Consider the following 13,661-nt stretch of genomic DNA (forward strand, 5'->3'; position numbering starts at 1 on the left):
AAATATCGACCATGGCTACTATTTTCAGTAAAATCGTCAACGGAGAAATTCCTTGTCATAAGGTTGCGGAAAACGATGAATTTTTCGCATTTCTTGATATTCGTCCTTTGGCCGAAGGACATATACTCGTCATTCCCAAAGAAGAGATCGATTATCTTTTCGATATCGACGACGAGCGGTTGGGACGCATGATGGCCTTCGCCAAGAAAATTGCATCTGCACAGAAACAGGCGATTCCCTGCAATCGCATCGGAGTGACCGTTATCGGGCTGGAAGTGCCGCATGCACACATTCATCTGGTGCCTATACAGAAGGAATCCGATATGCACTTCGGGAAGGAGAAGCTCGAACCGACATCCGAGCAGTTAGCAGAAGTGGCTACACGAATCTGCTCGAAGTTGAGCGGAATATAACACCCCTGAAAACTTACACGTGCCCGCTTGTCAGGCGCGAGAAAACATTCCTGTCTAAATCCTTCGAAGGATTTAGGGCGGGAATTGTTATTTTTAGTGCCTTTGGCGAAGAATACCCGTGATTTACTTATTCTTTGCTTACAAAAACCTTCCGTCTGCTTCGCTTTATTTTCTGAAAAATCGTTAGATGCTGCATCAATACATTGATTGCGGATTTGTTGAAAACTTTTTCGGCAGCTGCCGGAAAGGAACTATTGGTAATTTCCTATCTTTGTACACGTAAACGGTTTCCGCGTTGCACTGCGCAACAAGGAATGAAAATGGGAATCCGGTGCAAGTCCGGAACTATCCCCGTAGCTGTAAGTTCCGCCATACGCGGGAGGCACCATCTATAGCCACTGCTTCTGTCTGCGACGGAGTGGGAAGGCGTGCCGCCCGGAACAAGTCAGAAGACCTGCCGTGATACACGAAATAAGAATTTGGAAGTTCTCGGGTGGAAGAACTTCCAAAGAGGAACAGATTTTTCATACACTATCATAATACAGAAACAGATGGAAACATTTATCACGAAACGTGATGGGAAAAAAGAACTTTTTTCTATCGACAAGATCAAGAATGCTGTGACCAAGGCCTTCCTCTCGGTCGGCTGTTTCCCGTCGGATGAAGACTTGACATCAATCCTCGGACATGTACAGATCAAAGATGGTATGTCGGTTGAAGAGATCCAAAATCAAGTCGAAACGGCGCTTATGTGTGAACGCTACTACAAAGTAGCCAAATCGTATATCCTTTATCGACAGAAACACCTTGAAGACCGTGAGGTGCGTGACAAGCTGGCCTTCCTGATGAACTACTGCGACGCGAAGAACGCCGCCACGGGAAGCAAGTTCGACGCCAACGCTAATGTGGAGCACAAGAACATCGCCACGCTGATCGGCGAACTGCCCAAACAGAACTTCATCCGTCTGAATCGCCGCCTGCTGACCGACCGTCTCAAGGAGATGTACGGCAAAGAACTGTCCGATAAATACCTCTCGCTGCTCAACCGTCATTTCATCTATAAGAACGACGAAACAAGTCTTGCCAACTACTGCGCGAGCATCACGATGTATCCGTGGCTGATCGGCGGCACAAAATCGATCGACGGAAATTCAACGGCACCGAGCAACCTGAAATCGTTTTGCGGAGGCTTCGTGAATATGGTTTTCATCGTTTCAAGCATGCTCTCCGGAGCGTGTGCCACACCCGAGTTCCTGATGTATATGAACTATTTCATTCAGAAGGAATATGGTGAAGATTATTACCTGCACCCCGACCGCGATGCCGATTTGTCGCTCAAACGGCGCAGCATCGACAAAGTGATCACCGATTGCTTCGAACAAGTAGTCTATTCGATCAATCAACCGACGGGAGCGCGTAACTTTCAGGCTGTCTTCTGGAACGTGGCTTACTACGACCGCTACTATTTCGAGAGCCTCTTCGGTGAGTTCGTCTTTCCCGATGGAAGTCGCCCGCATTGGGAATCGCTCAGTTGGTTACAAAAGCGCTTCATGAAATGGTTCAACAAAGAACGCACCAAGACCGTGTTGACGTTCCCGGTTGAAACGATGGCATTACTTACCGAAAAAGGCGATGTAAAAGATAAGGAATACGGCGATTTCACGGCCGAGATGTATGCCGAAGGACACTCGTTTTTCACGTATATCAGCGACAATGCCGATTCGCTTTCGAGCTGCTGCCGGCTGCGCAACGAGATACAGGACAACGGGTTCAGCTATACGCTCGGGGCGGGAGGTGTCTCAACCGGCTCGAAAAGCGTGTTGACCATTAACCTCAACCGTTGCATACAGTATGCACACCAACGGAGCATCCCCTACATGATGTATCTCGAAGACATTGTCGATCTGGTACACAAGGTACAGCTTGGCTATAACGAAAACCTCAAGATGTTACACTCCAAAGGTATGTTGCCTCTCTTCGATGCCGGCTACATCAATATGAACCGGCAATACCTGACCATCGGCGTGAACGGACTCGTCGAAGCGGCCGAATACCTTGGCATCGAGATCAGCGACAATCCGCAATACACGGCTTTCGTGCAGGAAGTACTCGGGCTTATCGAACGTTACAATAAGAAGTACCGTACGAACGAAGTGATGTTTAACTGCGAGATGATCCCGGCCGAGAATGTAGGCGTCAAGCATGCCAAGTGGGACAAAGAAGACGGCTTCGTCGTTCCGCGCGACTGCTATAACAGCTATTTCTATATTGTTGAAGACGAGTCGCTGAACCTGATCGATAAATTCCGTCTGCACGGACGCAAATATATCGAGCATCTGACCGGTGGCTCGGCACTCCATGCCAATCTGGACGAACATCTCTCACAAACGCAATATCGCCAGCTCCTGCGTGTTGCCGCAGCCGAAGGATGTAATTATTTTACATTTAACATTCCGAACACGCTGTGCAAAGAATGCGGTCATATCGACAAGCGTCATCTTAAAGCCTGTCCGGTCTGCCATAGCCAGCAAGTCGACTACTTGACGCGCGTCATCGGCTATATGAAACGTGTGAGCAACTTTTCACTCGCCCGGCAGAAAGAAGCTGCGAAGCGATATTACGAGAATGTCAATGCCCCGAAGCCGTCGACGGAAAAGAAGGCGGTTGTCCATGAGATGTCATGTTGAAATACGTCAGCTACGATATCGTTTTTCGTGAAATACCCGATGAGACGACACTCGCCCTGAATCTTTCCAACTGCCCGAACGGCTGTCCGGGTTGCCATAGTTTGTGGCTGCAGGAAGATCAGGGTGAACCGCTGACGGAAGAAGTATTGGCCGGGCTGCTCGGTTGCTACGGAAACGCAGTGACCTGCCTATGCTTTATGGGAGGGGATGCAGATCCGTACGAAGTAGCACGGCTGGCCGCATTCGTGAAACAAACAGCAACAATCAAAGTCGGATGGTATTCGGGACGACCCGCACTGCCGTCCGGCTTTCCCGTTCACCACTTTCAATACATTAAGTTAGGCCCATACATTGAGTGCTTAGGGCCGCTTTCTTCACCGACAACGAACCAGAAACTTTATCGGATCACCGACAACGGAGAAATGATTCCCATGGTGTATCCGTTACGTTAGAATTCACAAAAACAATCTCTTCTTTTTGTGGAGCCAAATTACGCGATATACGGTTCGGTGTACGCTATGCATAGAGAATAAAAACCATGCAACGATGAACATTCTCTCCACATTTAACTCTTGCCGAAACATTGTGGAGAATATGAAAGGAAAGAGAACAAAACCACAAGATACATGAGCAACGCCAATCCGTGTTACGCCGCAAACAGAGCCTTAACCCGTGCCGGAAAAGTCTTGTTCGTAAAATTGAGAGGTAATACAGCTTAATTATGAAGGATTGCTTAATAAATTATTTTAGTTTTTATCTGGAGAAATAGAAAGACTTTTTATTATTCTATCCGGGATTAATAAAAATGTATTTATATTTGCGCTAAAAACAAAAAGCAATGAAGGTAAATAATCGCAGAGAATTTTTAAAGCAGGCCGCTGTAGCAGGAGTTTCGGCAATGACTGTCCCGGCTTTGTCGGGATGTACGAAACAGTCGCAGAGTGAATCATCTCATGAACATCATGAAGAACAGACGTCAGCGCTTGAGAGCCGTCTGATTGTTCCGAAAGGGCAGGGATTAAAAATTACCGGTACCTTTTTGGACGAGATTTCGCATGACATTCCGCACCAAAATTGGGGAGAGAAAGAATGGGACAGAGATTTCCGCCACATGAAGGAGATAGGAATCGATACGGTTATTCAAATACGTTCCGGTTATCGTAAATTTATTACTTATCCGTCAAAATACTTGTTGGGCAAAGGTTGTTATATGCCTTCGGCCGATCTGGTGGACATGTTCCTGCGCCTTGCGGACAAGTATGGCATGAAGTACTATTTCGGATTATATGACTCCGGGCGGTATTGGGATACGGGTGACCTGAGCTGGGAAATCGAAGACAATAAATATGTGATTGACGAGGTCTGGCAGAACTACGGAAAATATAAAAGTTTCGGCGGCTGGTATATCAGCGGTGAAATTAGTCGTCAGACGAAAGGAGCAATCGACGCGTTTCATGCCATGGGTAAGCAGTGTAAGGATGTTTCCGGTGGGCTGCCGACTTTTATTTCACCGTGGATCGACGGAAAGAAGGCCGTAATGGCGAGCGGAGGTAATCTGACCAAAGCAGATGCCGTTTCGGTACAGAAGCACGAAAAAGAGTGGAGTGAGATTTTCTCCGGCATCTGCGATGTGGTAGACGCATGTGCTTTTCAGGATGGGCATATCGATTACGATGAGCTGGATGCCTTTTTTGAAGTCAATAAAAAGATGGCCGACAAATACGGAATGAAGTGCTGGACAAACGCCGAATCGTTCGACCGTGACATGCCGATCCGTTTCTTACCGATCAAATTCGATAAGTTGCGGATGAAGCTCGAAGCGGCAGCGCGTGCCGGATACGACAAAGCCATTACGTTCGAGTTCTCTCATTTCATGAGTCCGCAGTCGGCCTATCTGCAAGCCGGCCACCTGTATAACCGTTACAAGGAATATTTTGAAATCGGATAAACCATGAGATCGAACGTTCATTTCGGGTATTTGATCTTTTTGTCGGTGGTGGCGGCGCTGGGCGGATTTCTGTTCGGATACGACACAGCCGTGATCTCCGGCACCGTTTCGCAAGTAAGCCTCCAATTTGGACTCGATGCCATTCAGCAGGGCTGGTATGTCGGTTGCGCATTGATCGGTTCGATTACGGGCGTCGCATTCGCGGGTGTATTGGGTGATGCGATCGGCCGGAAAAAAACGATGTTGCTTGCCGCCGTACTCTTTACGGTCTCGGCTATTGGCTGTTCCGTATGTGCCGACTTCAATCAATTGGTGATATACCGGATTATCGGAGGGATTGGCATTGGTGTGGTGTCGATTATTTCACCGTTGTATATTTCGGAACTGGCTGTTGCCGAATACCGCGGGAGGCTCGTCTCACTGTATCAGTTGGCCATCACAGTCGGCTTTTTGGCTGCTTATTTAGTTAACTTCCGACTTCTTGGATATGCAGAAAACCACGTGCAGGTTTCCTCATCTGCGACATTTTTCGATAAGGTTTTCATCGACGAAGTATGGCGTGGGATGTTGGGGATGGAAACTTTTCCCGCCGTACTTTTCTTCCTGATCATTTTCTTAATTCCCGAGAGTCCTCGCTGGCTCATTCTGAAAGGAAATGATGAATGCGCGAATCGCATCTTCCGGAAAGTATACGTTTCGGAAGAAGAGGCGCAGATGCAGGTCTACGAAACGAAACAATCCGTCGCTTCCGAAGGGAAGTCCGAATGGTCGGTGCTGTTTACGCCGGGGATCTTCAGAGCGGTCATGATCGGTGTCGGCATTGCGATTCTGGGACAGTTTATGGGGGTCAATGCCGTGCTGTATTACGGCCCGACCATCTTTGAGAATGCCGGATTGTCCGGCGGTGATTCGTTGTTCTATCAGGTGCTGGTCGGTCTGGTTAATATGTTGACGACCGTGCTGGCTTTAGTGATCATCGACCGGGTAGGACGCAAGAAGCTCGTTTATTATGGTGTATCGGGAATGATCGGTTCGCTCTTGCTTATCGGGCTGTATTTTATCTACGGTGAAGCGCTCGGTGTTTCGAGCCTCTTTCTGCTGACGTTCTTCCTGCTGTATATTTTCTGCTGTGCCGTTTCGATTTGTGCTGTCGTGTGGGTTTTACTCTCCGAGATGTATCCGACGAAGGTACGCGGACTCGCCATGTCGATAGCAGGATTTGCTTTGTGGATCGGTACGTATCTGATCGGGCAGTTGACACCTTGGATGTTACAGAATCTGACACCGGCGGGGACATTCTTCCTCTTCGCCATCATGTGTGTACCTTACATTTTAATTATATGGAAACTGGTTCCGGAAACGACCGGAAAGACACTGGAAGAAATTGAAAAATATTGGAAAAGATAATCGAAACGATTTCATGAAACGCAGACAATTTTTGACTTATGCCGCATTGGCCGGAGGCAGTAGCTTATGGTCTTTATCGAATGCGGGAGTGATGAATTTCAGTAATAAAACCTGTTTTCCGGCTAACGAAGAAGCAAATGAGTTGAGGTCGGATGTCGTCATTATCGGCGGCGGATTCGGAGGGTGTGCCGCGGCGTTGGCCGCATGTCGCAACGGTCTGAATGTGGTTATGACGGAAGAGACCGACTGGATCGGAGGGCAGGTATCGCAGCAAGGCGTTCCTCCCGATGAACATCCGTGGATCGAGACGCACGGCGCACCGGCTTCGTATCGTACTTTCCGAAATAAGGTGCGTGAGTATTACCGGCGTAATTATCCTTTGACCGACGAAGCGAGAGCTCGCGAATTCCTCAATCCGGGCGATGGACTCGTCTCCCGCCTCTGCCATGAACCGATAGTGTCGGTGGCCGTATTGACAGAGATGCTCCTGCCTTATCTGAGCACAGGCAAACTTAAACTCCTGTTGGGATATAAGGCTCGCCATGCCGAAATGAAAGGTGATTCGGTGCGTGCCGTCGAAGTGTATTGCAAGGAGACAGGGCACCCGATGACGTTGTCGGCACCTTATTTTGTCGATGCGACCGAATGCGGCGATTTGCTTCCGTTAACAAAGACAGAATATGTGACCGGTGCGGAGGCGAAGTCGGAAACAAATGAATTACATGCCTCTACCGTAGCGAGGCCGACGAATAATCAGGCATTTACCGTATGTTTCGCGATGGATTATGTGCCGGGGGCCAATCTGACGATCGACAAACCCGCAGACTATGCTTTCTGGCGCGATTATATCCCGTCGCTGAAACCTGCCTGGTCGGGGCGTCTGATCGATCTGAATTATCCCGATCCGATTACGCTGAAAACACGAGAGGCTGGCTTTCATCCCGAAGGCAAAAAACTCAGTGTGTTTAATCTCTGGAACTACCGGAAAATCATTTCACGTAAAAACTTTACGCCGGGATTGTACAGTGGAGATATAACGATTGTCAACTGGCCTCAGAATGACTATCTGCTCGGAAATCTTCTCGATGTTCCCGGGGTGGAGTTTGAGAAACAAGTAGCTCAGGCAAAGAAGCTGAACTTGTCGTTATTCTATTGGTTGCAGACGGAAGCTCCGCGTCCTGACGGCGGCACGGGATGGCCCGGGTTACGCCTGCGCGGCGACGTGCTCGGCACCGGCGACGGGATGGCTAAATATCCGTACATACGTGAAGCACGACGTATCAAGGCCATGTTTACGGTTACGGAAGAGCATGTCGGGAAGGAAAATCGCAAGCTCGCTACGGGAGAGACTAAAGCTGCTGAATTCTACGACAGTGTCGGCATCGGTTACTATCGTATCGATCTTCACCCGTCGTTCGGTGGAGATAATTACATTGATGTGGATTCGTTGCCGTTCCAGATACCGTTGGGCGCCTTGATCCCGCAACGGGTCGATAACGTATTGCCGGCCTGCAAGAATATCGGGACGACTCATATCACAAACGGTTGTTACCGTCTGCATCCGGTTGAATGGAGTATCGGCGAAGCGGTCGGAATGCTCCTTGCCTATGCTAAGGAAAAGAATGTGCTTCCGCGCACCGTGCGTGAAAACAGAACGCTTCTCTCTGACTTTCAACAACGGATACAAGCGCAGGGCGCGGAAATCGGATGGAAGGACAGTAATAATAAGTAAGACGATAGGTAAAAAATCTTCTGATATAAGGGCGTTTATGTATGAGTGAAAAGCAAGGAGTTAAGGGTAAGAACAAGAGTGTTTCCTAACGTATAGGATCCAACCCGCATCCCACAAGCAAGGCAGCAGTGTACCTGTTATGATACACCTCCAATATTTTGTATGTCAATAAGAAGGCCGGACAAATAATCTGACTGGCATAAAATAAACCAATTACGAATAAAAAAAGAATTGAAAATGAATGTGAACGTAAAAAAGCGATTATCGAGCGTATTACTCCTATCGTGTTTGATGGGGGCCCTGTTTCGATATTGCATGCGGAAAAGTTTGCTGGAGTAACGGTCGTAACTCAGCAAAAAGAGATCAAAGGAACGGTAAAAGACCGTTCGGGTGAGCCGATTATCGGTGCGAATGTGTATGTAAAAGGCACGACGAATGGTGTCGTAACGGGCATGGATGGCGATTTTTCCATTCAAGTATCTTCAAGCGACATACTGGTTATCTCTTTTATCGGTTTTAAGAATGTTGAAGTTCCGGTAAAAGATCAACTTGTTATACATGTATCGTTGGCTGAAGATTCGGAGTTACTCGATGAAGTCGTTGTGACAGCACTGGGTATTAAGCGCGAAAAGAAAGCATTAGGTTATGCGATGCAGGAGATAAAGACGGAAGGGCTCACGGAAAACCGTTCCGTGAGTGTCGCTAACATGTTGCAAGGCAAAGTGGCGGGAGTACAAATTAATCAGTCGGCTACAGGGGGTGGCGGTTCTACCCGTGTAGTTCTTCGCGGTACCACATCGTTGAGTGGAAACAACCAGCCGTTGTGGGTGGTAGACGGAATTCCTGTCAGTGATGATGTAAATCAGCAAGCCGATCAGTGGGGAGGCCGTGATGCCGAAGGTGGTGCCTCCGAAATTAATCCGGAAGACATTGAGTCGATCTCGGTACTCAAAGGAGCAAACGCGGCTGCCATGTATGGTTCACGTGCACAAAATGGTGCTATCATCGTAACGACGAAGAAAGGACAATCCGGCGATCTGAGGATCGAATACAACGGTAACTTGACTTTCTCTGCTGCTTATGACGCATTCAAGTACCAGAACACATACGGACAAGGTTCGGCAGGAAAATATGATCCGGCAGCGGTAGGAGGCTCGTGGGGACCGAAGATGGAAGGCCAGATGGTACAGAATTGGCGAAAAACGCTTTATGGACAAACGAATGCGCCAGATTACGCACTCGAATCGCAAGGCAACTACATCGACAAGTTCTATCGTACGGGTGTAAATTATACGAACTCAATCATTGCATCCGGAGGTACGGAGAAAATGCAGTCCCGTTTTTCATTTACCGACTCACGTAATGAAGGTATCACGCCCAATCATTCGCTAAACCGTCAGTATTATGACCTGAACTCGCAATGGAGCAGCAGGTACATTGACCTGAGCGCCAAAGTAAATTTTATGCGCCAGAAGGCATTAAACCGGCCACGTCTGGGCGAGTATGGGGTGATGCAACAGTTTATTTTTATGCCACGCAATGTCCGGTTACAGGATCTGGAAGATTGCATCATAAAAAACAATGTGGCGAACTGGTCGGGTACGAGTACGACGATTTTCAACCCTTACGCATTGGTGATGCCGGAGAATGGGGCAAAAGAACAGCGTAACCGTTTACTTGGAAAGGTACAGGCCGTAGCAAAGATTACGGATTACCTGAGACTGACCGGCCGCGTGGGATTAGACTGGTATAACGACGAATCAACCAGTCAGACATCCTATAATTACACGATTACAGAGACTGGGTATCATAAAGGTATGATCAACTATGAAGAGTTTAATGCAGACTTGATCCTCAATTTCGACAAGCATTTCGGTGATTTCAGTGTATTGGCAAACTTCGGTGCCGCAACGACGACCCGTAAACTCAGCTCGCTGAACGGTTCGTCCGGATATTACACGTTGCACGGACTGGCTGCTTTGGCCAACGGTAACAATCAGACTACGTCGGAGAATTACTCTAAAAAGCGCGTAAATTCCGTATTAGGAAATGCTACGGTGGGATACAAGAGTATGGCCTATCTCGATGTGACGGCGCGTAACGACTGGTCTTCAACGCTGCCGGCTGATAATCGTTCATACTTCTATCCTTCAGTCAGCCTGTCAGGTATCTTGTCTGAGATGTTCCATCTGCCCGAACCTGTTTCGTATTGGAAGGTGCGTGGATCATGGGCACAGGTAGGTAACGATACGGATCCATACAAATTGGTAAACACTTATGAGCTGAATAAGACGAACGGCAACATCATCAATGCCAATTCTTCTTCTACCTTTCCGCTGTTCAACTTGAAACCCGAAAACACAACATCGTGGGAATTGGGTACCGAACTGCGTATGTTCAATAACCGGTTGGGACTTGATTTAACGTATTATTCGTCGAACACAACCAACCAAATACTCTCCGTTACCATGCCCGGATCGTCGGGGTATACGACGAAGCTGATCAATGCCGGTAAGATGACTAGTAAAGGTTGGGAAATCATGTTGACCGGTACACCCGTACTAACGAAAGACTTTTCATGGGATGTTACGCTGAACTGGGGACAGAATCGTACCGAGTGTGTTGAACTCGCCGATGGGTTAACTCAGTTAGTGATTGGCGAAACACGTATGGGTAAGGTCGTAGCCCGTGAAGGCAGTCGCTACGGCGATATTGTTTCGACTGCGTATAAACGCGATGCAAACGGAAACATCATCGTGAACGAAAAGAGCGGATTACCCCAGAAAGAATCGAATCAGGTAATCGGCAATATGACTCCGGACTGGACGGGATCATTCGCTTCGTTACTGACCTGGAAAGGTTTCTCTCTGAATGCCTTGATTGATGTCAATTACGGAGGCAGCTTTCTTTCGGCCACCAGCTCCTATGCCGATTTCTATGGGAATTCCGAACGTGCAGGACAACGTGATAATGCCTCGGCCGATTTCCCGACAGGACATGTCATCGTAGACGGAGTCAACGAAAACGGAAAAAAGAACACAACGAAGATCGGATTGGAAGAATACTATCAAGGACTGGGTGGATCTTACAGACTGGGTGAAGCGCATCTCTACAGCAAAACCTACGTGAAGTTACGTGAAGTGGCCATCGGCTATACTCTGCCCAAAGCATGGCTTCCGGGATTGCCGCTTTCGAGTGTAAAAATTTCGGCCGTAGGACGCGATTTGTTCTACCTTTACAAAAAGGCTCCGATGAATCCGGAGTTTGCATTCTCTCGTGCTGATTATGCACAAGCATTCGAATATGCTGCGATGCCTCCGACACGCACTTTGGGCTTCTCTCTTAATGTTAAATTTTAATGGTATTTACGATTATGAAACGAATAAAGAATATAGCTTTCATTTGCATACTGACCGGAATGATCGCGGGTTGTACCGGAAACTTCGACAGTATGAACAAAAATCCTTTGGCCGCTACCGAAGTAACTCCGTCCCTACTGCTGACTAAGATGGAAGAATATGGCTTCAATTGCCGCTCATGGGAGTATCAGGTTGGGAATAACCTGTACACCAGCGATTATGCGCAATACGTATCCAATACGGCTACGTATTTCGCCACCGCAAATTATGAATGGAAAGATAACTGGGCGAACGACGGTTTCTGGAAATCCTACTATACGTATTTGGCTAAACCTTTAAATGAGACGAAAGCCATGCTGGATCGACATCCCGAATACAGTAATATTTATCAAATGATGCGTATTATTTCGGCCATGGGAGCGGCACGTACGACCGATATGTTCGGGGATGTGCCTTATTTCAAGGCAGCAACAGGTGAAATCACCCCGAAATATGATTCTCAAAAGGATATCTATTACGATATATTTAAGGAACTGACTGAAGCATCCGGTTTATTGGCAAGTAATACGAACCAAGTGGGTCCGGATGCGAACGACATCATCTACAAAGGTGACGTGAAAAAATGGATCAAGTTGGCCAATGCTTGCCGTCTGCGTCTTGCGATGCGTCTGCGTTATATTGACCCGGAGAAGTCAAAAGCCGAGGCCGAAGCTGCACTAAAAGCGCCCCTGCTTGAAGGAAATCAGGACAATGCCGGAGTAGCACAAGCAAAAACAAACAATGGACATTCGTTGTACACGATTGCTTTCTGGAACGAGTTCCGTGTCAGCAAAACCATGATCGACATGATGCTTTATGAAAGTTCTGTAACCGACCCACGTATCTCACTGTGGTTCGGTAAGACACAAGCCTGGCTCTATGGGACTAAATTTCAGGATTCGGAAAACAAAATACCTGTGGCCGAGTGGCAGGGTGTTCCCAACGGACGTAATACGTTCGTAAATCAGTATCACTACCTGAATAACTCGTGTGTATGGGGGTCGCGCGGATATCCCGGATGGAACAAATCGGAGGCGGGAACGGTGAAGAGCGGAAGTACGGCTGCCGACTTCAACGAAAAATCGCCGACAGTAGTTATACCCATGATCATCTTTAACTACGCCGAAGTATGCTTTCTCAAAGCCGAAGCAGCCTTGTTCGGTTACAACGGCGCAGGCGATGCGAAAGCGAATTACGAAGCCGGAATCCGGGCCTCGTTTGCCGAGGCACGTAGTGGTGTTGATGCGGCTTTCTACTCGAAAGATAAAGACGACGCATACATTGCTGGAGGAGAGGTGAAGTGGGGAGCGGATAAGGAAGATAATTTCCGTAAAATCATTACACAAAAATGGATCGGTATCTATCCCAACTCTATTGAAGCATGGGCAGAGTTCCGTCGTACAGGCTATCCGTTGTATGATGGAAAACGTCAGGGAATCCGTCCGATCGAGGTGAATAACAGCACGACCATCCCGCAGGGACAGTTCGTAAAGCGATTACGTTACCTTGACGATGAAATTAAACTGAACCATCATGCGTCTGATCCTGCACTCAATAACAAACAGAACTCTGACCCAAAGAGTATGAATGTTCGTGTTTGGTGGGATACGGGACGATATAAATAATACGACAAAGCACGGATAAAAAAGAGGTTGTCTATATTTTTGAGACAGCCTCTTTTTTTTATTTCCTTAATTCATAGACTGATAGGGTTGAAAAGATTTAAACTGTATCTGATAATCAACGATAAAGGAGAAATCTTAGATTTTATACTTACTCTTGCAAATGTAGATGACAGAGAACCGCTCAAATCCATGGAGTTTCACAAGCGCATCTTCGGACAGCTTTTATTTATGAGTAAAGCAAACTACCAACGCAATTCGGGGATAAACCAAAATAAAGAGTATCCCGAACTCACGTAAGTATAAAACTTCTCCGGTCAATCAATAAAGTTACAAAAGACGAATTTCGACGTTCGAGCGCGAAACGAAAAGTGAATAGTGAAAGCCCTTTTGGCATTTGATTGTTAAATTGTAGAGCGAACACCGACCTCTGATTGTTGATAACCAATTACTA

General features: G+C 47.4%; 8 protein-coding genes, 1 pseudogene and 1 riboswitch. All 9 genes and pseudogenes read left to right on the forward strand.

The annotated features are described in order from the left end of the window. Positions 1–11: 11 nt before the first annotated feature. Positions 12–413 (forward strand): HIT family protein, encoded by a 402-nt coding sequence (locus tag ACTTKA_RS03060; protein ID WP_442723925.1) that lies wholly within the window; start codon positions 12–14, stop codon positions 411–413. A gap of 270 nt (positions 414–683) precedes the next feature. Further along, positions 684–889: riboswitch (cobalamin riboswitch) on the forward strand. A 75-nt stretch (positions 890–964) separates the two neighbouring features. Further along, positions 965–3,100, forward strand: a complete 2,136-nt coding sequence (gene nrdD, locus ACTTKA_RS03065) for an anaerobic ribonucleoside-triphosphate reductase (RefSeq protein WP_442723926.1) — start codon at positions 965–967, stop codon at positions 3,098–3,100. Next, the gene (gene nrdG, locus ACTTKA_RS03070; protein WP_442723927.1) at positions 3,094–3,552 is read left to right on the forward strand and encodes an anaerobic ribonucleoside-triphosphate reductase activating protein; all 459 of its coding nucleotides are present in this window, start codon (positions 3,094–3,096) and stop codon (positions 3,550–3,552) included. The genes nrdD and nrdG overlap by 7 nt, the downstream gene beginning before the upstream one ends. A gap of 386 nt (positions 3,553–3,938) precedes the next feature. After that, the gene (locus ACTTKA_RS03075) at positions 3,939–5,048 is read left to right on the forward strand and encodes a DUF4434 domain-containing protein (protein WP_442723928.1); all 1,110 of its coding nucleotides are present in this window, start codon (positions 3,939–3,941) and stop codon (positions 5,046–5,048) included. Positions 5,049–5,051: 3 nt separating this feature from the next. After that, the gene (locus ACTTKA_RS03080) at positions 5,052–6,455 is read left to right on the forward strand and encodes a sugar porter family MFS transporter (protein ID WP_442723929.1); all 1,404 of its coding nucleotides are present in this window, start codon (positions 5,052–5,054) and stop codon (positions 6,453–6,455) included. 13 nt (positions 6,456–6,468) lie between these two features. Next, a complete protein-coding gene (locus ACTTKA_RS03085; RefSeq protein WP_442723930.1) occupies positions 6,469–8,187 on the forward strand; it encodes an FAD-dependent oxidoreductase in 1,719 nt (572 codons plus the stop codon). Between the two features lie 284 nt (positions 8,188–8,471). After that, on the forward strand, positions 8,472–11,546 hold the full coding sequence (locus tag ACTTKA_RS03090; protein WP_442723931.1) for a SusC/RagA family TonB-linked outer membrane protein: 3,075 nt from the start codon (positions 8,472–8,474) through the stop codon (positions 11,544–11,546). A gap of 14 nt (positions 11,547–11,560) precedes the next feature. Further along, the gene (locus tag ACTTKA_RS03095) at positions 11,561–13,210 is read left to right on the forward strand and encodes a SusD/RagB family nutrient-binding outer membrane lipoprotein (RefSeq protein WP_442723932.1); all 1,650 of its coding nucleotides are present in this window, start codon (positions 11,561–11,563) and stop codon (positions 13,208–13,210) included. A 96-nt stretch (positions 13,211–13,306) separates the two neighbouring features. Further along, positions 13,307–13,432, forward strand: a pseudogene (locus ACTTKA_RS03100) (transposase); the annotation flags it as partial. Positions 13,433–13,661 lie beyond the last annotated feature (229 nt).

The organism is Tannerella sp. (assembly GCF_052170195.1).
In the GTDB taxonomy this organism is placed as follows: Bacteria; Bacteroidota; Bacteroidia; order Bacteroidales; family Tannerellaceae; genus Tannerella.